Source organism: Amycolatopsis thailandensis, from assembly GCF_042723255.1.
In the GTDB taxonomy this organism is placed as follows: Bacteria; Actinomycetota; Actinomycetes; order Mycobacteriales; family Pseudonocardiaceae; genus Amycolatopsis; species Amycolatopsis thailandensis.
Window position 1 is genome coordinate 75,040 of sequence record NZ_JBHXJK010000019.1, and the last position, 22,295, is coordinate 97,334.

General features: G+C 68.1%; 22 protein-coding genes. 10 read left to right on the forward strand and 12 right to left on the reverse strand.

The window, feature by feature from the left end; all coding sequences use genetic code 11:
* Window positions 1-161: 161 nt before the first annotated feature.
* Complete coding sequence (locus ACFWMR_RS10550; RefSeq protein WP_378378199.1) at window positions 162-5,903, forward strand: LamG domain-containing protein; 5,742 nt, start codon at window positions 162-164, stop codon at window positions 5,901-5,903.
* Between the two features lie 39 nt (window positions 5,904-5,942).
* Here the strand turns inward: ACFWMR_RS10550 and ACFWMR_RS10555 are convergent, their stop codons facing one another.
* On the reverse strand, window positions 5,943-6,323 hold the full coding sequence (locus ACFWMR_RS10555; protein ID WP_378378200.1) for an HPF/RaiA family ribosome-associated protein: 381 nt from the start codon (window positions 6,321-6,323) through the stop codon (window positions 5,943-5,945).
* Between the two features lie 213 nt (window positions 6,324-6,536).
* On the opposite strand from ACFWMR_RS10555, the gene ACFWMR_RS10560 reads away from it, so the two are divergent.
* Window positions 6,537-6,692, forward strand: a complete 156-nt coding sequence (locus tag ACFWMR_RS10560) for a hypothetical protein (protein ID WP_167406258.1) — start codon at window positions 6,537-6,539, stop codon at window positions 6,690-6,692.
* Between the two features lie 107 nt (window positions 6,693-6,799).
* The gene (locus tag ACFWMR_RS10565) at window positions 6,800-7,183 is read left to right on the forward strand and encodes an STAS domain-containing protein (protein WP_378378201.1); all 384 of its coding nucleotides are present in this window, start codon (window positions 6,800-6,802) and stop codon (window positions 7,181-7,183) included.
* Here ACFWMR_RS10565 and ACFWMR_RS10570 read toward each other — a convergent pair.
* The 3 genes from ACFWMR_RS10570 to ACFWMR_RS10580 all read right to left on the reverse strand — a co-directional run bounded on the left by ACFWMR_RS10570 (window position 7,176) and on the right by ACFWMR_RS10580 (window position 9,083).
* A complete protein-coding gene (locus tag ACFWMR_RS10570; protein ID WP_378378202.1) occupies window positions 7,176-7,898 on the reverse strand; it encodes an anti-sigma factor in 723 nt (240 codons plus the stop codon). The two genes, ACFWMR_RS10565 and ACFWMR_RS10570, sit on opposite strands and share 8 nt — an antisense overlap.
* Window positions 7,895-8,491, reverse strand: coding sequence for an ECF RNA polymerase sigma factor SigK (gene sigK / locus ACFWMR_RS10575; RefSeq protein ID WP_093936278.1), 597 nt, complete (start codon window positions 8,489-8,491; stop codon window positions 7,895-7,897). Before sigK ends, ACFWMR_RS10570 begins: the two co-directional genes overlap by 4 nt.
* A gap of 124 nt (window positions 8,492-8,615) precedes the next feature.
* Window positions 8,616-9,083, reverse strand: a complete 468-nt coding sequence (locus ACFWMR_RS10580) for a MarR family winged helix-turn-helix transcriptional regulator (protein ID WP_093936279.1) — start codon at window positions 9,081-9,083, stop codon at window positions 8,616-8,618.
* A gap of 86 nt (window positions 9,084-9,169) precedes the next feature.
* Here ACFWMR_RS10580 and ACFWMR_RS10585 point away from each other — a divergent pair, with 86 nt between their 5' ends.
* Window positions 9,170-10,282 (forward strand): cytochrome P450, encoded by a 1,113-nt coding sequence (locus ACFWMR_RS10585; protein ID WP_378378203.1) that lies wholly within the window; start codon window positions 9,170-9,172, stop codon window positions 10,280-10,282.
* Between the two features lie 47 nt (window positions 10,283-10,329).
* On the opposite strand, the gene ACFWMR_RS10590 is transcribed toward ACFWMR_RS10585, so the two are convergent.
* The 4 genes from ACFWMR_RS10590 to ACFWMR_RS10605 all read right to left on the reverse strand — a co-directional run bounded on the left by ACFWMR_RS10590 (window position 10,330) and on the right by ACFWMR_RS10605 (window position 12,484).
* Window positions 10,330-10,536, reverse strand: a complete 207-nt coding sequence (locus tag ACFWMR_RS10590) for a CsbD family protein (RefSeq protein WP_005155015.1) — start codon at window positions 10,534-10,536, stop codon at window positions 10,330-10,332.
* A 97-nt stretch (window positions 10,537-10,633) separates the two neighbouring features.
* Window positions 10,634-11,050, reverse strand: coding sequence for a VOC family protein (locus ACFWMR_RS10595; RefSeq protein ID WP_378378204.1), 417 nt, complete (start codon window positions 11,048-11,050; stop codon window positions 10,634-10,636).
* 27 nt (window positions 11,051-11,077) lie between these two features.
* Window positions 11,078-11,962, reverse strand: coding sequence for an alpha/beta fold hydrolase (locus tag ACFWMR_RS10600; protein WP_378378205.1), 885 nt, complete (start codon window positions 11,960-11,962; stop codon window positions 11,078-11,080).
* A gap of 21 nt (window positions 11,963-11,983) precedes the next feature.
* A complete protein-coding gene (locus ACFWMR_RS10605) occupies window positions 11,984-12,484 on the reverse strand; it encodes a histidine kinase (protein WP_093936333.1) in 501 nt (166 codons plus the stop codon).
* 149 nt (window positions 12,485-12,633) lie between these two features.
* Between ACFWMR_RS10605 and ACFWMR_RS10610 the strand changes: the two genes are divergently transcribed.
* A complete protein-coding gene (locus ACFWMR_RS10610; protein ID WP_093936334.1) occupies window positions 12,634-13,245 on the forward strand; it encodes a LysE family translocator in 612 nt (203 codons plus the stop codon).
* Window positions 13,246-13,256: 11 nt separating this feature from the next.
* Complete coding sequence (locus tag ACFWMR_RS10615; protein ID WP_378378206.1) at window positions 13,257-13,886, forward strand: B3/B4 domain-containing protein; 630 nt, start codon at window positions 13,257-13,259, stop codon at window positions 13,884-13,886.
* Here ACFWMR_RS10615 and ku read toward each other — a convergent pair.
* Entirely contained in the window at window positions 13,873-14,817 is a 945-nt protein-coding gene (gene ku / locus ACFWMR_RS10620) for a non-homologous end joining protein Ku (protein WP_378274849.1), read from the reverse strand. The genes ACFWMR_RS10615 and ku overlap by 14 nt on opposite strands.
* 57 nt (window positions 14,818-14,874) lie before the next feature.
* Window positions 14,875-15,153, reverse strand: coding sequence for a YggT family protein (locus tag ACFWMR_RS10625; RefSeq protein WP_093936285.1), 279 nt, complete (start codon window positions 15,151-15,153; stop codon window positions 14,875-14,877).
* A gap of 433 nt (window positions 15,154-15,586) precedes the next feature.
* On the opposite strand from ACFWMR_RS10625, the gene ACFWMR_RS10630 reads away from it, so the two are divergent.
* The 3 genes from ACFWMR_RS10630 (at window position 15,587) to ACFWMR_RS10640 (ending at window position 19,848) form a co-directional block, all read left to right on the forward strand.
* Entirely contained in the window at window positions 15,587-18,517 is a 2,931-nt protein-coding gene (locus ACFWMR_RS10630; protein ID WP_378378207.1) for an AfsR/SARP family transcriptional regulator, read from the forward strand.
* A gap of 81 nt (window positions 18,518-18,598) precedes the next feature.
* The gene (locus ACFWMR_RS10635; protein ID WP_279629237.1) at window positions 18,599-18,721 is read left to right on the forward strand and encodes a hypothetical protein; all 123 of its coding nucleotides are present in this window, start codon (window positions 18,599-18,601) and stop codon (window positions 18,719-18,721) included.
* Between the two features lie 416 nt (window positions 18,722-19,137).
* Entirely contained in the window at window positions 19,138-19,848 is a 711-nt protein-coding gene (locus tag ACFWMR_RS10640) for a SagB/ThcOx family dehydrogenase (RefSeq protein WP_244199811.1), read from the forward strand.
* Window positions 19,849-19,889: 41 nt separating this feature from the next.
* Here ACFWMR_RS10640 and ACFWMR_RS10645 read toward each other — a convergent pair whose 3' ends face one another.
* Window positions 19,890-21,113, reverse strand: coding sequence for an HNH endonuclease signature motif containing protein (locus tag ACFWMR_RS10645; RefSeq protein WP_378378208.1), 1,224 nt, complete (start codon window positions 21,111-21,113; stop codon window positions 19,890-19,892).
* 60 nt (window positions 21,114-21,173) lie between these two features.
* Window positions 21,174-21,878: a methyltransferase domain-containing protein gene (locus ACFWMR_RS10650; RefSeq protein WP_378378209.1), complete on the reverse strand. Its 705-nt coding sequence runs from the start codon at window positions 21,876-21,878 to the stop codon at window positions 21,174-21,176.
* 28 nt (window positions 21,879-21,906) lie between these two features.
* Between ACFWMR_RS10650 and ACFWMR_RS10655 the strand changes: the two genes are divergently transcribed.
* Window positions 21,907-22,287, forward strand: coding sequence for a helix-turn-helix domain-containing protein (locus ACFWMR_RS10655; RefSeq protein ID WP_378378210.1), 381 nt, complete (start codon window positions 21,907-21,909; stop codon window positions 22,285-22,287).
* Window positions 22,288-22,295 lie beyond the last annotated feature (8 nt).

Below are 22,295 nucleotides of genomic sequence, written 5' to 3' on the forward strand. Positions count from 1 at the left end.
GGGGCGGGTCGTTTATACACCCCCCCCCCCCCTGGTGGTCCACCGGGGCAAACCCCCCGGCGCCCCCCCCCCCGGGGGTCCCCCCCCCGACCCTGTACGCCGAGCAGGAAAGGACCGGCGCGGCGCCGGACCTGCCGTCGAGCCTGCGCCGGGCCGTCCGGGTGAGTGTCACGGTTCCGGTCGCCAACGCCGGAGCAGGGCTGCCGGGAGCGCTGGCCGTCTACGACTTCGGAGTGCTGCCGGACGGCACCGTCCCGGCGTTCCCGGCGGGCATCGGCTGCGTCCTGATCGACGGCACGCTCGACCACGGCGGTTTCACTCCGGCCGCCGGCGACCACCCCGTTCCCGCCAAAGCGGTGCGCTCGGCCGGATCCGGCACGGTCAGCGCGGTTCTGCTGGGGACTCCCAGGCCGGACGCCGCACCCGCCGTCCTCGACAGTGCCGACGGGCTCGTCCACTGCTACTTCCCGGAACGCGCGGGCACACCCGGCAAGGACGCGTTCGCGGTCGCCCACTACGACCCCGCGGTCACCAGGACCCAGGTCACCTTGCCCTGGAAGACCGACGACGACCGGACCGGCACCTTCACGGTGATCGCCCGGCGCAGTGGCAGCACCTTCGACGAGGTCGAGATGACCGTCGCGGCTTGTGTCCGCGGCGGGATCACCGCACCGGATCTCTGTGACGTGACGATCGACTACGGCGCCGCCGCCGGCCTGCCACGGGAGGACTGGGGTGGGCTACCGCGAGACGTGGGCGCCATGGTCTCGATCCTCAACGGGTCGTTCTCCGACGATCCCACCGACAAGGCGGTCTTGTCCGGAGCCCGGCCGTTCTACGACTTCCTGGGCCACCGGCCGTCGGCACGGCTGCCCTTGACGTCGGAGGGCCGGCTGGAACTGGTCTCCCACCGCCCCGACCTGCCCTTGTCCCGGGTCGAGATCACCGCGTCGGCGAAAGGCACGGTGGATCTGACCCTGAGCTACACCGCGGCCGCCGGTTTCACCGCGACGCAGACTTGGCAAGCGGTGCCGACGGGTACGGCCAACGCGTCGCTGATCCTCGGCGGTGACGCGGACCCGGCGACCTACAGCTATCAACGGCCGCCCGCCGACACTCCCGTCTACGCGCTGAGCACGACCGGCGGCAGCATCCTGCTCGTCGGCAAGACGACGGAAAACCTGTCACTGACGATCTCGCCGGCGGAGGGTGATCCGGCGCACTGCACGGTCTCCCTCGTCATCGGCGCTCGACCCGCGGTCGAGCTCGACAACGTTCCGCGTGACCAGACGGGCTTCGTCGCCCGGTTGCGGTCGTGGAGCGAGGCCCAAGCCGTGTTCGGCCACATCTCCCCCGACCCGAGGCCGGGGCCGGTGGCCGACCAGGCGTTCACCAGCCCGCTGGATCTGCGGGGCGGTTCCCTGCTGTTCGACGTGCTCGAGCCGGTCACCGTCGGCACCCTCGCCGTCGGACAGGTCAGTGCGGCCGACTGGCGGAAACGCTCGCTCACCCCCACCCCACCGGACGACACCACCGGCCGGGCGATGCTCGCCCTGACCGCGGTCCTGCCGGAAAGCCCGCTGTTCGGCCGGGAGCCTCGGGCGGTGGACGGCACGAGCACCAGGACGGTCACCGGCGACAACGGCAAGTGGCTGGCCGCGCACCAGCCGAAGGCGCTCGAACTCAGCGGGTCCCAAGCGATGAGCGTCGCGCTGAGCAACACCCAGCTGGCGCCACGGCGGACCTGGACCATGGAGTCCTGGATTCGCCCGGAGGGCGGCGACCCGGCGACGGTCATCACCTACGACCACGGTCCGGCGAAGGGAGTGGGAGAGCTCTCGCCGTCGTACTACCTCGGCGTCGCAGGGCTGCCCACAGTGCGATTCGGCGCGTTCAAACACAAGAACAAGAACAAGAGCTCCTACCTCGCGGTGCCGTCGAACCCGGTGTTCACCCCCGGCCCGGCCGGTTTCACCTGGGAGGCCTGGGTCAAGCCGGACACGAAGCCCTGCCCCGAGGCGAACCGGCTCGGGAGCATCGTGCAGGTCTGCGACGCCAAGAGCGGAAAGACGCCCTTGGTCAACTTCGGTCTCGACTCCGGTCGTCACCTTTCCCTTGGCTACCAACAGCAAAGCCACGATTCGAAACCGGGCTACCTCACCGCCGGGACGCCGCTTCCAGCCGGCGTCTGGACGCATGTCGCGGCGACGGGGTCCTGGCGTAACGGGATCTGGACGCTGCGGATCTACGTCAACGCCGTACTGGCCGACACCGTGCGGAACGTCCGGCTGCGACCGCCGTCGAAGTCGGCTTCGCCGTCGTTGGCCATCGGTGCGCGGATCGGTCCGCACGTCAGCATGTTCGGCAGGCTCTCGGACGTGCGCCTGTGGTCGTTGCCCAGGACGGCCGAGGACCTGCGGTACACGATGGCGACCGCGCTCACCGGGACCGAACCGGGACTGGCCGGGGCCTGGTCACTGGCCGAGGGTCGCACCACCGACAAGTCGGTCTTCGCCAACCACGCGACCGCGACCGGGCCGGCCCTCGACGCGCTGCTCAAGCTCTCCAAGGATCAGGCGGTCAGCTCGAGCGACGACAACCCGTTCATAGGCATCGTCGCGGGAGTCGGCGGCACGGCCCCCGTCCATGCCTTCGCGCGCATGCGTCCCCACGAGTGGAACCATGTGGCCGTCACCTATCGGGCCTCCGGTGCCCTGAATCTGAACCTCGCGGGCCCAGTACCGGACAGGCCGGTCTACGGAATCTGCCCCGAACCCGGCGGTCTCACGTTCGACCGCGAGTTCGCCATCGACGGCTGGGTGCAGACGAGCGGTTCCACCGGTCTGCGGCGGACCGTCCTGTCGCACTGGGGCAAGTCCGGAAAGGACCAGTCCTTCCGGCTCGCGCTGACCGCCGACGACTACCCGTTCTGCACCGTCGGCCTCCTCAACCCGGCGACGGGCAAACGGACCCAGCTGACAGTCCAAGGCCGAGCCAGTGTTCTGAGCGGGACGCCGATGCATCTCGCGGTGACGTTGAACTCCGCTCAAGCCGTGGTGAGCGGCAAACAAGTCCTGCGATGCACCCTCACGATCTACGCCAACGGCTTCGAATGCGGAACGGCGCAGACGACCTTGAGCGGTACCAGTACGGTGACGTCCGTCGACTCCACGGCGCCACTGACGGTCGGCATCGGTACTCCTCCCGCGAACACCGGCCGGGTGGCACCGGAAGCACAAGCGCCCTTTGCGGGCGCTTTGACCGGGCTGCGATTCTGGTCGACCGGATTGTCGGCCGCCCAGGTGCGGTCGGCGATGCGACGCAACCAAGCCGCCGACACCGATGAAGGCGTGGTCTCGGCGTGGTGGTTCACCGAAGATTCCGGTGACGTCGCCGCGGATACGGTGAACGACAACGACTTCCGGCTCACCGACACGGATCTGTGGGGCGTGATGCAGAACATCGCCCACTACCGGTGCTATCACGACGGCCGGCCGGTCGGCTCGGTGATGCCCGCTCCCGCCGACGAAATCACCGGGTACGGCGGCTACGACCAGTGCACCGTCGGCGCCTGTGCGTCTGCCGCGGGCAAGTTCCAGGACGGCATCGACGGCTCGTTGGCCGAAGTACGGCTCTGGGACTCCGCACGCACGCCTTCCCAGATCACGTCCACGCTGTACCGGAAGTTGAAGGGTGACGAGGCGGACCTGGTCGGTTACTGGTCCCTGGACGGCACCAGCGCGGACCTCACCGGGCGTGGCGCGAACGGACGTCTCGTCGGCTCGCCCCGCTATGTCGGCTCCACCGCGCCGGTCGCCGACGAAGGGCCTCAGGTCACCAATGTCTACCAAGGTCCGCGGACCCGGTTCCAACGTCCGCTGTCCGGCAAGGCCGCCGTGGTCGAGTACCCGGAGATGGAGACACACGGCGACGGCACACCGTACGCGGTGATGCGCCGTGCCTATTTCTACAAGGACACCGCCCTCAGATTGTCCACCGCCTACGGCATGGGCGAGACGGATCTGGTGTACCTGGGTCAGGTGCAGACCCGTCCCACGGTGATCGGCTACATGGAGGGCGCGCCACCGGTACCGAGCGAGAACCTGTCGCGCCCGCTCTACGACAGCCCCTTCGGCTACAACTCCTATCAAGACGCTTCCACGGTCACGCTGCGATCCGAAGAGAGCACATCCGTCGAATTCACTTCGTCGGACTACAGGACCCGGCTGAAGATGGAAATCGACGGGAAAGCCGGGGTCGCGGCGAAATGGGCGGACAGCGCGACGGTGTTCGCGTGGACGCATCTGCTCACCGGCGGTACCGGGAAGATCGGTGTCCGGCACAAGTCGAACCTGGAGATCGCCCACCAGCGGGACGAAACGTACCTGTCCGCCTGGACCCGCACCACGACGGACACGCTGGGATTGAGAGGGATGTGGGAGCCGGCGCGGGCGGACCGGTCGGAGTATCTCAATCCGGCTGTCGGCCGCCGGTACCAGCCGCTGAACCTCGGCTACGCGCTCGTCGAGTCGATGACGGCCGATCTCTACGCGATGCGGCTGCGCTCCACCGGCGCGATGATCGGCAAGATGATACTGCCGAATCTGGGCATCCCGCCGGATCGCAACATCCTCACTTTCCAGATCGACCCGAGGTACGCGAAAAACGGCACCCTGGACGGGAAAGTAGGACTGGTCAACGACCCGGACTACCCGCAGGCCGACGTCACCAGGGGCAGCTACTTCAAACCCGCCGAGGCCTACCACCTGGCCGCGAAGATAGCGGCGTCCGACAAAGCCATGCGGAGCAGGTACAACCAGTTCAACGCGGAGAAGCGCGGTGAGGCGGGCGAAACCGATCTGGACCGGGTCGGAGACAAGCAGTTCTACGACTTCGGCCAGAACATCCCGACACGCGGAATAGCCAACCGCTACGTCTGGACGGCGTCAGGCGGCTTGCACACGGAAACCGAACAGTTCTCCGCCGTCCACGAACGCGTCTACACGGGATTCGGCGACTACACACATCTGACCGGGCTGACCGGCGAAATCACTTTCACCGCCCAGGTCGGACTGTTCGGCTCGATCGACGCGTTGTTCGGCGGGCATCTCAAAGTCCAGGTCGGCAAATCGGAGAACCAGTCGCGCGGTCTTTCGCTGGTGGTGACCTGTCCGGGAGATCCGATGCTGCAGGGCTATCGCCCCGGCGACGGCTACACCCCCGGTTACTGCCCGGGCAAAGTCGAGGCCTACCGATTCATGTCGTTTTACCTGCCCCCTTCGACCGACAACAGCGACACCTTCCACAACCAGGTGATCGACAAGGAATGGCTGACCTCCAGCAGCGACCCGGACGCCGTGGCCCTGCGCAACGTCCGGTTCACCGGGCAGGGCGCGTGGCGTCTGCTGCACCGGGTCACCTACGTCAGCCGGGTCCCGCCGCACTTCGACACGAATCCCGACCAGACCGTCGCCCCCGAACCCGTGCGGCTGATCGACCTGGCCGACAACCCGTTGCTGATCGAACTGGTCCAGGACGAGGTGACCGCGAAGAACCCCTCGCCCGCCGATATCGGCACCGGGGTGGCGAACGTGCTGGCACCGTTGGACGGGCACACGGCCTCGAAGCTCGGAGACCTCGTCCCGTGGTGGGCGGCCTTCCTAGCCGCGACCCGGCAACCGAAGCCCGACCCAGCGAAGGTAGCGCTGATGAACCGCATCCTGACCGACACCATCGCCTATTTCCAAGCCGGCTACGCCTCCACCCTGCTACCCAGACAGGGATCAGATCCCGGCGGGCAGCTCGTTCCGGCGCCACGGGCTTCGGAGACGACGGGTTCACCCATCGAGTGGCGTTCAGTCAGTGAAGTCGCCGAAGTCGCCGAACTCCGAAGCGCTGATTAGGCCTTTCGCAGGCTCGACCGGCCGAGTAGGTGCGCCGAGTCACCGGCGCACCAACTCGGCGACCTGCTCCGGGTTCTCCGGGGCCGCCATGTGGCGGATGCTCGGGCTTCCCTTGTGATCATGGGCACGGGAGTACTGGGAATCCAGGAGACTCCTCACTTTGTGCGCCGCGCCGGCGTACGCCTCGTCCACGGTCGCCGCGTGATGGGTGACCGCGACGGGCTGTTTGCCTCCGGGGCGCGCTTCGATCACGCACTTCTTGTCTTCGGGCTTGGCACCCCCGTCGTCGCTGAGGTGTACCTCCACCCTGGTCAACCATCCGCCGAACCTGGACAGGCTGTTCTCCAGGTCCGTCTTCACGTAGGTGGCCAGTCCCTCGCCGCCGTGGACGTTGTGGTCGGTGTTGACTTGGATCTGCACGAGCACCCTCCGCGGGAAGACGGCAATGATCTCCCTCAATACCACGGAAAAGGGTGCCTCAAACCCGATCCGCCGAAGAGCCCGAGACGACATCGGCCATGGACGAAGCCTCCGGCCCCCGGCGTTTGATTCGGGGCAGGCTTGGGCATTGAACGCCACGATCCCCATTCGGTGGCCGGTTCGTACCGGCCGTGGCGAGAAAAGAGAACAACCATGATCGTGCTCGGAGTCATCATCCTCGTGATCGGCCTGATCACCGGCATCTCCGTGCTGACCACCATCGGTGCCGTGGTCGCCGTCGCGGGTGTCGTTCTCGCGATCCTCGGTGGCACGGGGCGCAAGGTCGGCGGCCGCGCGCACTGGTTCTGAGCCGATCCCCCGGGTCGAAACCGAGGAGACCAGGCATGGGCCCTACCAGGTCGCCTCGCCGATCGAGGCACACCACGGAATTGTGGTCCGACTACTCCCGTATCCCGATGCCTCGCGAGGGTTCCGAAGAGGCGGTCTGGCAAGGCGACGCGCTGATCGTGGTACTGCGCGGCGATTTCGACTCGACACGGAAGGCGTCGCTGCGGGCCTGTCTCGCCGCAGCGATCGCCGCCCGTCCCCGCGCTCTCCTGGTCGACGCGACCACGATGACCTTCGGGTCGGCCAGCACGCTCTGGGAGTTGCTGACCGCCCAGGCGGACGCACGCCGTGACGGAGTGCCTTTCGCCATCCACACCACCGCGTACGCGATCTTGCGACCCTTGCGCACGTTAGGGCTCAACACCAGTTTGGCTGTCCATCGACGGCCGTCCGACGCGCGTAGATGGTTTCAGGAGGCCGGTATGCCGAGCGAGACGGAGGCGTCTAGGTGAGATTCACCATGACGACCGCCGGGACGGTGGGAGCGGACGAACCACCGGCGGGTTCCGCGGTGATGCCGACGCGGTCGATCCCGCCCGGCAGATCCGCGAGGACCGGTCGAGTCCGATGTGGACCGTCGTCGGCCAGCATCCCGGCGGAATGCACGCCGCTCTTCCCGATGAACCAGACCTGATACGCCTTGCCGGGCGCCAGTGGCGGAAGATCACCGGCCAGCACGACGATCTTGCCCTGGCTCCGCGAGGTCACGACCGTCGCCGTCCCGGGTTCGGCGCCCTTGGCCGTCGAGGCGTCGGGCGCGGTGAGCACCGAGTTCACCGAGGCGAGTTGCCGCTGGGCGGGGTCGGTCCCCGGCTCGGTGTTCGTGGTGACCAGGCCGAACACCAGCGCCCCGGCGGCGGCCGCGGCGGCTCCCCACAGCGCTACCCGGATCGGTGGTTTCTTCGCCGCCCGGGGCCGACGGACGGCCGCGACCAGAGGCGGCCACTGGCGGGTCCGGGCGACCTGCGCGAGCGTCGCGTTCCGCAGTCTCGGCGGTGGAACAGCGGCGAGCGCCGACCCCAGGCGCGCCGCGGTCTCCTGGAACTCCCGGACCTCCTGGGCGCACGCGGGGCAGCCGCGCAGATGCCTCTTGAACGCCTCGGCCTCCTCCTCCGGGACGGCGTTCACGGCGTAAGCCCCGGTCAGTATGTGCAGTTCCGCGGTCATTGCCCCACCCCCAAGCAGTCACGCAACCGGATCAGGCCGTCGCGGATGCGGGTCTTCACCGTGCCGGGCGCGGTCTTGAGCACTTCCGCGACCTCCGGATAGGTGTAACCGTTGTAATAGGCCAGTACCACCGATTCCCGTTGCAGGTCGGTGAGCGCGGACAGGCACTGGCGCACCCGTTGCTGCTCCAGGTTGGTGATGGTCGATTCGGCGACCTCGTCGAACGGGCGCCGGAAGTCGAGCCTGCCCGCACGGTCGTCCCGGTCGAGCGCGGCCTGATGCGAACGCACCCGGTCCACGGCCCGCCGGTGCGCGATGGTGAGCACCCACGCCAGCGTGCTCCCCTTGCCCGGTTTGAACCGCGCCGCCGTCCGCCACACCTCCACCAGGACTTCCTGGGTCACCTCCTCGGCGAACGTGCCGTTGCGGACGACCCTGTTCACCACGCCCCACACCGGTCCCGCCACGACGTCGTACAGGTCGGCGAACGCCTGCTCGTCCCCGGCCGCGACGCGTTGCATCAGGCTCGCCTCGGCGGGCTCCGTTCCGGCGCCGCCGCTTCCGCGCGGACTCGTCCGCACACCCTCGACCATCAAGCTGCCTCCACCTCACCCGACGCCCGGCTACGCGGTTCCGAGGCGTCTGGGAGGGATTCGACGCCGAGGGCGCCGCGGACTGGTCGGAAAGGCGAGAACACCCGAACGGGGGCGGGGCGGCCTACCCCTGATCTTCGAGCACGTTGTCCATTGTGGACCTCAGATGACGCAGAAAGGCCTCGAACCGCTCGATCTCTTCCGCCGGGTACTCGGCGACCAGCGCCGTGAGCCCCGCGCTGAACGGCCCGAAGAACTCCCGCGCGGGCCCTTGGATGTCGGGGCCGCTGCGCAGGGTCACCTTCCGCCGGTCGGCGCTCTCCCGGGTCCGCACCACGTAACCGAGGCTCTCCAGCCGGTTCAGCAGGTTCGTGGTCGCGCCGGAGGTCAGCGCGACGCGTTCGCCGAGCCGGGCCGGGGAAAGCGGCGCGCCGGTGTCTTCGGCGTACAGGATCTCCACGAGTGCGGCGGCGTCGGTGGCGTGCAGGCCGAGCCAGTTCGCGAAACGCCGGGTGAACTCGGTGTAGTTCGCCCCGAAGCCGCGGAGGCCGTCCAGCAGCGACGCGCTCCGCGCCGCGACATCGTCCTCCATCACCCCTCCTCGGATCCGTGCTTTGACAACCTACCGGCCGCAAATATACCTTCATGATGAAGATACTTCACAGTGAAGGAGTTGTTGTGCTCCCCGATCCCTTCGCCGCGACGACCCGCGGCATCACCGAGCCCGACCCTGTCCGCCCGGCGCTGCGGGCCGCCGGCCCTCTCGTCGAAGTGGCCGCCCCGGCGGGCGGAAGCGCGTGGATCGTGACCGAGGAGGAACTGGCCCGCGAAGTCCTCTCCGACCCCCGCATCGCCAAAGACCCCGCGCTGGCCCCGGAAGACTGGGACCGCGCCGGGCTCGAACAGACCGCGGCGGAACAACCGTCCTTGACCACGCTGGACGGCCCCGGCCACGCGAGACTGAGGCGCGCGCACGCCCCGCTGCTGAGCGCCAAACGGATTCAGGCGCAGTCCGGCCGGATCCACGAGATCGCCCACGAACTGCTCGCCGGCCTGGGCGAGGAACCCGTCGACCTGATGGACGGGTTTTCGACCCGGTTCCCGCTGATGGTCCTGCTCGATCTGCTCGGCATCCCGCTCGACCTGCTCGACGCCGCCGTGGACGCCTGCCGCCGCATGTCCAGTCCGGAACCGGGCGCGCAAGGCGAGGCCATCGGCGCGATCGCGGGCCTCGCGGCGGCGGGGCTGACGCCGGACCGGCACGGGCTCGCGGCGGAACTACGCGACCGTGTCCCACCAGGGACGACCGAAGACGACCTGAGGTATCACCTGTTCGCGTTGATCTTCGCCGGGCAGCTGACCACCGACGCCTCGATCGGCTTCCTGATCTCGCGGCTTCTCGACGGGGACAAGGCATCCGAGGACGACCTCGTCCGCGAGACCCTGCGGGACCATCCGCCCGCGCCGTTCACGCTCTGGCGGTTCACCACCGTCGAGCTCGACCTCGCCGGCACCAGGCTCCCCGCCCGGGCTCCCGTGCTCGTCGACATCCAGGGCATCAACACCGATCCCGACCGGCGGCCCGGACCGGATCTGGCCTTCGGCGCGGGCCCGCACTTCTGCGTCGGCGCCCAGCTCGCGCAGCTCGAACTCCGGGCGGTGGCGACGGTTCTGCGCACGGACTTCCCCGGTGCCCGGCTCGCCGTGCCTTACGCCGGACTCCGGCAGGCGTTCCTCGGCGGTATCCAGGGCACGAGGCTCACCAGCCTGCCGGTGCTCCTGCACGGCTGAAGAACGGGCCGGGGCACGGAAACCGCTGCCCCGGCCCGGAACAACCGCTACTTCTTGAAGGTGTCGCGGATCTTGTCCGCCGCGTCGCCGACGGCGTCCTTCACGTTCTCGACGGCACCCTTGAGACCGGCCTTCGCCTGGTCCGTCTGGCCTTCCGCGCGCAGCTCCTCGTTGCCGGTGGCGTCACCGGCGGCCTCCTTGGCCTTACCGCCGAGCTCTTCGGCCTTGTTGCTGATCTTGTCGCCCAACGACATCGGGTCCTCCTCCGTCCGTGGCGCCCGGATCGTGCGCCGACGCAGGAAGGACAAGCGAAGATCGGGATTCGTCACGCGCACGGACGGGTGATCGCCCTCACCCCACGCGCCAGGGCATGTGCTGGAGCGTCCAGGTGTTGCCGTCCGGATCGCTGAAAGCCGCGTAGAAGACGCCACCCATGTCCTCGACCGGCCCGACTTCGGCGCCCCTCGCGATGAGCGCGGCCCTGGCCTCCTCGATGTCCGCGACCACCAGATGAAGCCCGCGCAGGGTCCCGACCGGCATGTCGAGCGTCGCGATCCCGGTGGCCAAGGTGATCGAGCAGGCGGAACCGGGCGGGGTGAGCTGGACGATCCGGACCCCGTCGGCGGGCCGGACGTCGACGTCGACGTGGAACCCGAGCCGCTCGGTGTAGAACTCCTTCGCCCGGTCGATGTCGCTGACCGGCACCGGGACGAGTTCGAGCAGGAACGTCCCCGGTGGTACCGGGGGCGCGGGCGGGGTGTCGGTCACGGACGGTCCTTTCGTCGGAAGGGCTCTTCACCGAAGCAGCGAAGCCACCGCCGCGGCGAACGCTTCAGGGGCCTCCTGGGGAACGTTATGCCCGACCCCCGACAGAACCCGATGGTCGTACGACCCGGTGAAGTACTCGCGGTCTCCTTCGGCACTGGGCCCGCCGACACCGTCGTCCCCGCTTTCGAGCACGATCGTCGGCACCGTGATGGGCGGTTCCTCCGCGATCAGGTCTTCGAGCGCCTGGTACCGCGGATCCCCTTCCGCCAGGCCGAAGCGGTGCCGGTACGAGTGAATGACGACGTCGACGAAGTCCGGGTTGTGGAGACTGGGGGCGCTGGCCGGGAACGCCGCGTCGGCGCCCGCCCAGGTCGGCGACCAGGTGCGCCACAGCAGGGCGCACAGCTCTTCACGATTCTCCGTCAGCCCACGGCGGCCACGTTCGGAGTGGAAGTAATACTGATACCAGTAGGTGCGTTCCCATTCGGGTGGCGCGGGTTCGCCGGCGTAGGCGAGGTTCTGGACGTTGTAGCCGTCCACCGAGACCAGCCCGCGCACGCGCCCGGGCCGGAGCGCGGCCGCGATGCACGCCGCGCGGCCGCCCCAGTCGTATCCGGCGACGACGGCTTTCTCCAGCCCCAGCGCGTCCATGAAGTCGAGAAGATCCTGTGCGAGCGCGGCCTGCTGCCCGGACCGGGGCGTGGCGTCGTCGAGGAACCGCGTCCCGCCGAACCCGCGGAGATACGGGACGTACACCGAGGCGCCACCGGCAGCGACGACCGGGGCGACCTCGTCGTAGGCCCGCACGTCGTACGGGAACCCGTGGAGCAGGATCACCGGCGGCGCGCCCGCCTCACCGGCGTTTTCGTACTCGATCTCCAGGATCGGTGTGGTGACGCGCTTCGTGGCCATCACCGGATCCTTTCACGAAGATCAGCCGGACCAGCCGCTCAGCCGGGTCAGAAGCCGTTCCAGGACCTCGGGATCCGCGCCGACGGGATCACCGGAGACCGGCTCGTCCACCAGGGTGCGGCGATCGCCCCGCCGCGGCAGCCGGACCTGCCCGGCGGACAGGCCGCCGGGCAGCGGCAGCTCGCACCAGAGGGTCACGCCGCCGGTCGCGCTCGGCGCCACCCCGGTCCGCTCGCCCGGCGCGGGGGTCGGCACGGGGAGTCCGTCCAGCTCGTGGTCGACCTCGATGACCAGCACGTCCGACCGGAGGCGCAATCTCAGCGTCAGGAACGGCGGCTCCTTCGGATCGGCCGCGTCGACCAGCGTGCCCACCAATCTGGCGGCGGCGGTCTTCGCCTGATCGAGCAACGGCCGCAAGGACCAATCCGACAAGATGAGACGGACGAAGAGCTCGGAGCACAACACCGCGTTCGGTTGTGCCACCAGCCGGAGGTCGTCCACCTGGGAAGTGCGCGCGCTCAAACCAAGGCCTTCCTCGTCGACGTGCGAGCGTGCATCATGCCACTCCATCCGGTGACGGACTCCGGCCGCCTCGATCAAGCCTTTGGTCCAGTGGAGTGAATCGACTTTGGTCCTGTCCATCGGGCCAAACAGCGCGCAGAGTGGGCGGCGTGAGCATCGCCTTCCTGATAACCACGCTGATCGTGGTCGCCACACCCGGCACCGGGGTGGTCTATACCCTCTCCGCCGGGCTGGCCCGCGGCAGGCGCGCGAGCATCATCGCCGCGATCGCCTGCACCCTCGGGATCGTCCCCCACATGGTGGCCGCGGTCACCGGCCTCGCGGCACTGCTGCACGCGAGCGCGGTGGCGTTCGAAATCATCAAGTACCTCGGCGTCGCCTACCTGCTCTACATGGCGTGGGCGACGTTGAGGGACCGCGAAGCGATCGTCGTCGAGGGCGATCCCGAACCGGCTTCGGCGCTGCGGACGATCACCTCCGGTGTGCTGATCAACGTCCTGAACCCGAAGCTGACGCTGTTCTTCTTCGCTTTCCTGCCCCAGTTCGTCCCGGCCGGCGAGCCCGGCTCCGTCCCGCGGATGCTGCTGCTCAGCGGAGTGTTCATGCTGGCGACCTTCGTGGTGTTCAGCGTGTACGGCGTCCTCGCCGCCGGCGTGCGCCACCACGTCCTTTCCCGGCCGCGTGTACTCGCCTGGACTCGGCGTGTCTTCGCCGGCTCCTTCGCCGCGCTCGGCGCCAAACTCGCGTTCACCACCCAGTAGACAGGGCTCCCATGCGACTCCAGCACCACCCCGACGTCCGCGCCGAGCACCCCACCCTCGCCGTCGGCACCTTCGAGACCGCCGGCATCTCTCCCGAAATGCCGGTGGACATCGAGAAGTTCATCGCGCGGGCGACACGACGGCTCGCGGACGGCCCGGAATCGGAGTTCCCCGAGATCCAGGCCTGGCGCCGGGCGTTCGCCAAGATGGGCCTGAAACCCACGCAGTACCGCTGCGCGTCGGAATCGCTGCTGCGCCGCCTCCGGAAAGAGGGCTCGCTCCCCCGGATCCATCCGGTGATCGACCTCTGCAACGCGGTCTCGGTCGCCTACGCCATCCCGATCGCGGTGCTCGACGTCGCGAAGATCAGCGGTTCGCTGGAAGTCCGTCACGCGCGCGGCGACGAGAAGTACGTGACCTTCGCGGGCACGGTCGAGCATCCGAACCCGGGCGAGGTGATCTTCGCCGACGAGCACGGGCAAGCCCACGCGCGGCGGTGGACGAACCGGCAGAGCGGGCATTCCGCGGTCTCCGCCACGACGTCCGACGTGCTGATCGTCTCCGAAGGGCTGCACGCGACGGCGGCAGAGGACGTCCGGCTGCTGATCGAGGCCATCGCGGACGAACTCAGGAGGCCTTGAGCGCCTTCTCCAGCCCGGCGCGCGTCATCTTCGAACGCCCCTTGATGTCCCGTTCCCGCGCGAGCTTCTCCAGCTCCGCCTTCGACAACGAGGACAGGTCGTTCTTCTTTGACGGCTTCTTCTGCGGAGGCTTCTTCGCCCCGGACTTCTTCTTGGTCCTCCCGCTCTCGACGCTCTTCGAAAGCGCCTCGAACAGGTCGACGACCTTCGTCGGCTCGCCGACCTCGGTGGCGGGCGTGATGGTCTCGCCCTTCTTCTTGGCCTTGATCAGCTTCCGGACCCGGTCGGTGTAGGTGTCGTGGTACTCCTCGGGCCGCCAGTCGTCGCTCATGGCGTCGATCAGGTTGACGGCCATGTCGAGTTCCTTGCCGCGTGCTTTGGCCTTGCCCGGCAGATCCGGCAGCTCCTCGGCGGGATCCCGCAGGTCGGCGGCGAAATGCAGGGTGTTGAGCACCATGACGCCGTCGCCCGAACGGACCAGCGCCAGGTACTCGCGGCCGCGCATGACGAATTTCGCGATCCCGGCCTTGCCCGACGAACGCATCGCTTCGAGCAGCAGCGCGTACGGACGCTCGAACTCGTCTTTCGCGGGCGCCAGCCAGTACGTCTTGTCGAAGAACGCCGGGTCGATGGCGTCCAGCTCGACAAAGCTCTCGATGTCGAGAGACTTCGACCTGCCGGGCGCGATCTCGTCGAGTTCGCCGGGCTCGACGACGACGTACTCGCCGCTGTCGAGCTCGTAACCCTTGACGATGTCGTCGAAGTCGACTTCCTTGCCGGTGCGCTCGTTCACCCGCCGGTACCGGATGCGGTCCTCGGTGCCGCGCTGGAACTGGCGGAAGTGCACCGTGTGGTCCTCGACCGCGCTGTACAGCCGGACCGGCACCGTCACCAGGCCGAGTGAAAGCGAACCGCTCCAGACCGGACGCATGGGCACACTCCTCTCCTCACGCGCCTGATACCCGCAACAGCGGCGGATCACACCTGGTCAGAGACTGAACGCGAGAGACTGGAGGAGCACCACCGCGAGGAACACGAGCGTGAAGGCGAGATCGAACGCCACCCCACCGGCCCGCACCGGGCGGACCACGCGGCGGACCGGCGCCAGCACCGGTTCGGTCACCCGGTGGGCGAGGTCGCGCACCCGGAAAGCCCAGGAAGGCAGCCTGGTGGCGAGGTTGACGGCCCAGTCCAGCACCATCCGGACGACGAGCACGATCAGGAACAGGGTGAGCAGGACGCCCAGCAGATCGCCAAGAGCACTCATGACGGCACACTCCTCTTTGGTCCAGTGTGCCGCGCTTTGCCGGGAGCAACCTGTGACGGAAAAAAGGGGCTACCAGGGCGGTTGGCCACCCCCAGTACGAAGGCCAACCGCCGCGGAGCCCCTACACACGGTTCGGCGCGCTGCCCCGTCGCGCCGTGCCCGTCAGCTGATGTCTTCAGCTTTCCAAGGCCCTGCATCGGATTTACATCGGCTCGTCACCGCCGGGCATCCGCGCAGTTCAGGGGCGGCCGGGCGTAGAATCGGACCGGTTCGAAGGCAGGCGCGCGCCCGCCCGTTAGGCCGAATGCCGCATGGCGTACCCCGCGCCGATCTGGCTGGAGGCCGAGGCGGTGGGCTAGGGTGCCGGTCAGCTGGCGAACGGACTGGAGGTAGTGCGTGAGCACGCTCACGGTCTCGGACGACATAGTCGCATATGACCGCTGAACGTTTACCCGAATCGGCGGAATCTGCCCGAACCCCCGGCGATTCGAAACATCCCGGCCAGCGATCCCAGCTCAGCTTTTCCGTTCTCGGCCCGCTCGAAGCCGAGGTCGACGGCGTACCCGTCCGGCTGGGCGGGCGGCGTGAACAGCGCCTCCTCGCCTCCCTGCTGATCAACGCGGGCAGGCTTGTCCCGGTGTCGTACCTGATCGGCACGATGTGGCCGGACAGGCCGCCGAAGACCGCTGTCCGCCAGGTCAGCAACGCGATCGCGCGGCTGCGGCACGACCTCGGCGTGGCCCGGTCCGCCGTGGTCACCACCGGCTCGGCCTACCGGGTAGTCACGAGCAGCGCCTCGGTCGACTCGGTCCGCTTCGAAGCGGACTACAACCAGGGCGCCGAGTTCCTGGCGGCCGGGCTGATCTCCCAGGCCGCCGCCAAGCTCGCGGACGCGCTCGCGCTCTGGCGCGGCCCGGCCTTCGACGGTCTCGAAGGCGACGCCATCGAGCAGACGGCGCGGAGACTCGACGAAGAACGCCTCGCCGCCTCCGAGCTCCTGATCGGCGCCAGGCTCAGGCTCGGCGAGACCGAGGCGGCCGCACGGGAGGCCTTCGACCTGGCCGCCTGGCATCCCACCCGCGAGACCCTCCAGGTCCTCACCATGCTGGCGCTCTACCGGGCGGGCCGCGGTGCCGACGCGCTCAGGACGTTCGACCGGACCAGGATCGCGCTAGCGGACGAGCTGGGGGTCGACCCGAGTGCCGAGCTGAGCGCGCTCCACCAGCAGATCCTGCGCACCGACGCCGAGCTGATGCAGGACGACGCCCTCGTCCGGTACGGCGTCGGCGGGCTCCGGGCCGGGATGGACACCGGTGGGCGGCGCGAGGACGCGGACGCGCAGAAGTCCCTCTTCCCTCGCCCCGCGCAGCTTCCCGCGGACCTCCCGGCGTTCGGCGGCCGTGCCGCGGAGCTGCGGACCGTCCTCGAAATCGGCCAGGACGACTCCTCGACCGGGCCCCGGCTGATCGCGATCGACGGGATGCCCGGTGTCGGCAAGACAGCGCTGGCGGTCCACTCCGCGCACCGCCTCGCCCCACTGTTCCCCGACGGGCAGCTTTTCGTGAACCTCGAGGGGTTCTCGCCTGCCGGTGACCCCGTCGACCCCGGGGCCGCGCTCGAAGCGCTGCTGCGGTCACTCGGCATCCAGGGTTCGGACATCCCCGCCGGGACCGGCCAGCGCGCTGCGTTGTTCCGCAGCTGCCTCGCCGGCAAACGCGTGCTCGTGGTGCTGGACAACGCCATCGGGGCGGCGCAGGTGAGGCCGCTGTTGCCCGGTTCGGCGAGTTGCTGCGTGCTGATCACCAGCCGGACCCGGCTCGTGGACCTCGACGGCGCGGAACTGCTCTCCCTGGAACCGTTCAGCCGGGCGGACGCGGTGGACCTGCTCGGCCGGATCGTCGGGACCTCCCGGCTGAGGCGGGAATCCCCCGACGCGGCCGACCAGGTCGCGAGCCTGTGCGGCGATCTCCCGCTCGCGCTGGCCGTCACGGCGAGCAGGCTGCGGGCGCGGGCGTCCTGGACGCTCGACTTCGTCGCCCGGCAGTTGCGCGACGAGCGGAACAGATTCGGCGAGCTCACCGCGGGGGAACGCGACGTCGCGGGCGCCTTCCGAGTGTCCTATCTGAACTTGTCCGAGACCGAGCGCCTGGTGTTCCGCCGGTTGAGCCACCATCCCGGTGCCGCGTTCGACCTCCACTCGACAGCGGCGCTGGCCGAAGTGGACCTCGGCGAGGCACGCCGCCTGGCCGAACGCCTCGTCGACGTGAACCTGCTGCGGCAGCCGACGATGGACCGGTACGAGATGCACGACCTCCTCCGCAGCTACGGTCGCGAACTCCTGCTCGCCGAGGAGCCCGAGCACCAGCGCGAAGCGATGATGCGGCGGCTCTTCGACTACTACCGCAGCACCGTCGCGGCCGCGATGGACTTCATCGACCCGGACTCCGAGGAAGAACCGGGCGGCCTCGAGGTGCCGAAGAGCGAGTTCGGGCAGTCCTTCGCCGACTACGACCAGGCCGCGCACTGGATGGACGCCCAATGGCAGAACGTCCTGCCGGTGGCCGTCGCGATGAACAACCACCAGCACTACTCGGACCTGGTGCTCTTCTGCTCGGCGGTCTGGCGCTACTTCGACAACCGCGGCTACTACCGCCAGGCCAGGGAACTTGAGACCCTCGCCCTGTCCGCCGCGCGGGTCACGGGGAACGTGGTCCTCGAATACCAGGCCCTGCACATGTACGCGCTGACCCTGTGGCGGCTCAACGAGTTCACCGAGGCGAACCGGCTGTTCAACGAGGTGTTCGAGCTGGCCTCGACCACCGGCGACGTACGGATGCAATGCCGGGCCAGGGGCAATTCGGGTGTCACCCACTGGCTCAAGGGCGAGTCCGACCAGGCTATCGAACACCTCGGCTGGGTCCGCGAGACCGCCCATGCCCACGGCAGCGTGCTCATCGAAGCCCGCGCAAGGCACCGGATCGGGCTGATCCACACCGAGAACCAGCGCAATGCGGAAGCCGCCGCGGAACTCGACCAAGCGCTGAGACTGGCCCACGAGAACGAATCGCCCGATCTCGAAGCGGAATGCCTTCTCGCTCTCGGTATCAATTCGCGTGCACTCGGCGATGGCGAACTCGCGGTCACCCAGTTCAGGACCGCGATGGAAGTGCTCGAATCGACCGGTAATCGCAGCATGCTGCCCATCGCCCACAAGGAGTTGGCATCCGCTTTCGACATTCTCGGTGAGCACGTGAATGCGGAACGTCATCGCCGGTTCGCTTTGCGCTTATACACCGATCTCGGCATCTCGGAGTCGCCTGACGTTCGCGAACTCAAACAGCACCTGAACGATTACTCGGCGTAATTCTCCGTTTCGCTCCGGTACTCTTATGGCGTAGGTATATTCGCTTGACCGGAGTAACCGCTCACGGAGAGGATCGGCGACATGCACGATGATGACGACGACGAGTTCTTGTACGAGCTTGAAGCGGAGTACAAGGCGCAGAGCACCTGGGGCGGGTTCGAGCCGCCGCCGAACGGCGGGCCTCCTTTCCGTTCGCGACACTGAATGACCTGAAGTATTCGGAAAGTATTACTGGGGACTGGGGCGCAAGACTTTCTATGCTGGTAAGGGTTTCCTCTTGCGGAACGCTCTATTGGTCCGAGGGTGACGTCGTCTGGGACGATCACCTCGGACATCGCCAGCTCAAACTCGCCGAAGGAACCGAACGTGTCCTGCGATGGTTCAGTTCTTGGCGAGAACCGGAATCGATCCGTGAAGCGGACGAAAATCCCGAAACCGGGGAAAGACTCGTCCGTATCGCGCGAGCGATGATCCGGTACGACGTGCTGGTGGTCAAAGATTCTTCCCGGCACCATCGGGAAGAAGAGATCCTTCGGGATTGGGGTCCTTGGGGAACGTCCGCGCGGGCGTTTCACTTCGGCACCCGATCCTTGCGTGAGACCGAGTTCACGACCAGCGAAATGACCGCTAAAACCTTGCTGGAGAAGGCGAAGGCCAGCCCTCCGCCTTCTCCGGTGAGGCCTTCGGGCGAGTACGACTCGATAGCACTCCCCGAACCGTCACCGGAGCCACTGAACGCGATCGGGCTCGGCGACGCGCTGAACAAGCGCAGAAGTGTCCGCGAGTTCGGCGAAGAACCCCTGCGGTTGCGCGATTTGAGCACGCTTCTCACGGTGGCCCGGCCGACGAGGCCGGAAACGCATCACGACATCCCCACCACCGGGAACGTCTTCAAGACGAGCCCGTCGGGCGGGGCGAGGCATCCGACAGAGGTGTACGTCTACGCGAGGAACGTCGAAGGCCTGGATCGGGGGATCTACCACTACGACGGCTTCCGGCACGGACTCACGCCCCTGGACGGCAAGATCGACGACGACGAACTGATCGCGCTCGCCGGCGATCAGCACTGGACCGGGAACGCCGGCGCGCTGCTGATCTACACGAGCGTCATCGAACGGAACCAGTGGAAGTATCCGGTGAGCCGGACTTATCGGGTGCTGCTGATGGACGTCGGACACCTGAGCCAGACCGTCTACCTGCTGGCGACGGCGCTCGGGCTGAACGTCACGTTCACCGCGGCGCTGCGCGACGAACTGGTCGAGGACCTTCTCGGCTGCGATCCGGCCAACGAACTGGTGCTCGGCATGTCGGTGCTCGGCACTCGCCCGTGATGAGCCACGCGCTCGTGGTCGTTTCTTCGCGGTAGCGGCCGTCAGAACTGTGGCGGTTCTTCGGCCGGGGGCGCTGTCGAGCGGGGCTCGTGGAGTGACGGGATCGTGCTGTCGTAACTCTGGCCCGTCGGGGTGGTGATCGTGAGGGTGCCGTCAGGGGCGAGGCTGTAGGTCCAGCCGGGTTCGTCTTTGAGCCGGTGGTCGCGGCGGCAGAGATCGATCAGGTCGGCGACGTCGGTATGGCCGCCGAATTGCCACGGCACCGAGTGGTCCAGATCGCAGGCCTGGGCAGGACGTTGGCAGCCGGGTCTTCGGCACTCACGATCCCGCACCCGTACGAACTCGTCCACGCCCGCTGTCGGCCGATATCGGTCCCGGCCGAGGTCCAGCACCTGCCCCGACAACGGATCCGTGATGATCCGCCGCAGCACGGTGTCCGCGCTCGACGCGATCTTCCGCGCCAACGGCGCCGGGATGGAGCCGTGTCCCGCCAACTCCCCCGGATCCTCGTTGAGGCCGAGATAGGTCGCCAGGTCCATGTAGAGGAACACCTCCGACCGCTCACCAGCGCCGCCTTGGCCACTCAACAGGAGGTCCAGGGCGACATCGGCACGCAACTGATCCAAGGTTCGGGTCTCACCGCCGGCCTTGAGGGCACGTGCCCCGCGGTCGATCCGGGTGTAGGCGGCGGCCACCTTCTCGACCGGGCCGTCCTCGATCTCGATCGAGGCGACCCCCGTCCCGCCGTGGCGCATCCGCAGCCGGCGACCCGCACGGTTGTGCTCGGCACGCCGGGACGCACCCTCCGGATCGACCGTCGTCGCGACGCGATTGACCGCCCGCCGGATCTGAGCCGTGTTCTTCCCCGCCAATCGGTCTTCCAGCAGGGCATCCGCCGCCAGGGCGTTGTCGTCCGACAGCCACGCGGTCGCGGCGGCGACCTTCATCGCCCCGGCACCGCTGAGCAGGCCCCGGTCCATCAACCCCAGTGTCCGGGGCAATCGGGTGGTCAGCGCCTTCGCGGAAGAGACCAGCGCACCGGCATGACCGTCTACAAGAGACAAGGCGAACGCCACCTCCTGCACGACACTGGAAGCGCCGTCACGATGACGGGCCAGCTGCGCGATCGCGCGGAACCGGACCGCCTCCAGCCGCGCGATATCCGCTGACACCGCCTGCGCGAGCGCCACGCATTCCTCGTCACCCAGCGTACGAGGATCGACATTTTCCTTGAGGGAAGCCAAAAAGGCTGTGTTTGTGTCCACGCCGAGAACCGTACAACCGACCACCGACAATTTCCGACGGCAAGTCGCCGCCAGATCCCCTCAAGCCGTGCCCGATGCCAAAAACTGGGGCACAGCAACATAATATTCATCATCAAGTTGTTCAGAAAGCCATATTTCCCCCTCAGCAAAGGAAATCGCCCCCAAACGCACGGCCGCCTCCACCAACCCGCGAACGAACGAATCCCCCTCGAAGAACCCGACGACCCCCTCCACCGAAACCTCGCGAAACCCGTTTCCGGCAAGTAGTCGCCGAAAACCCCGCGCGATCCGGGGCGCGGTGATCTCCGAGGCACGAGCCCGCACGATCTCCCGCGTCAGGGCCGGATAAGAGGAATCGATGACCAGACCGTCCCAGTCATGCCCGGACAGCACGATCCGCCCGCCCGGGAGCAGCACCCGGCGCGCTTCCGCGAGAGCGCGCTCCGGCTCCGCCAGTTCATGGAACACCTTGTCCGCCCGGTAGCCTGCGAACCCGCCGTCCACCGGTAGCGCGCAGGCGTCTCCGGCCAGGAAATCCGCCTCGGGCGAACGCCGCCGGGCCTCTTCGACCATCTCGGGCGAGACATCGACGCCGACCGCGCGAAATCCCCGCGCCGACAACTCGGACACGGCCAGCCCCGCTCCGCAGCCGACGTCGATCACGGCGGAACCGGGCCCGAGCCGGAGCAGTTCGTAGGTCCGGGCCCGCAATTCGGCGGCCCCCGGCAGGGCATCGGCGGCGTCGAGCCGCTGCAACATGGACATACCGGGGATCGTCCGACTTAATGACGACATGAAGTCAAGCACCTTGAGCGTCGGCGAGGTCGCGGAGCGCTTCGGCCTGGCGACGCACGTCTTGCGCCATTGGGAGTCCGTCGGCCTCCTCAAGCCGGCGCGATCAGGCGACCGGAGGCGGTACGACGATGCCGACCTGTACCGAGTCTCGGTCATCCTGCGCGCGAAGGAAGCGGGTCTCACCCTCGACGGCATCCGCGAGATGTTCCAGAAGCCCGAAGCGCGGGACGCGGTTCTCAGGCGTCACAAGGAGGAACTCACGCGACGTATCGCGGCCGCGCAGGCCTCGCTCGCGATCATCGACTGCGCCCTCGGGTGCGAGCACGACGATGTCACCCAGTGCGCGCATTTCCGCGCGGCGGTGGCGCGGGCCGGATGATCCCGGCC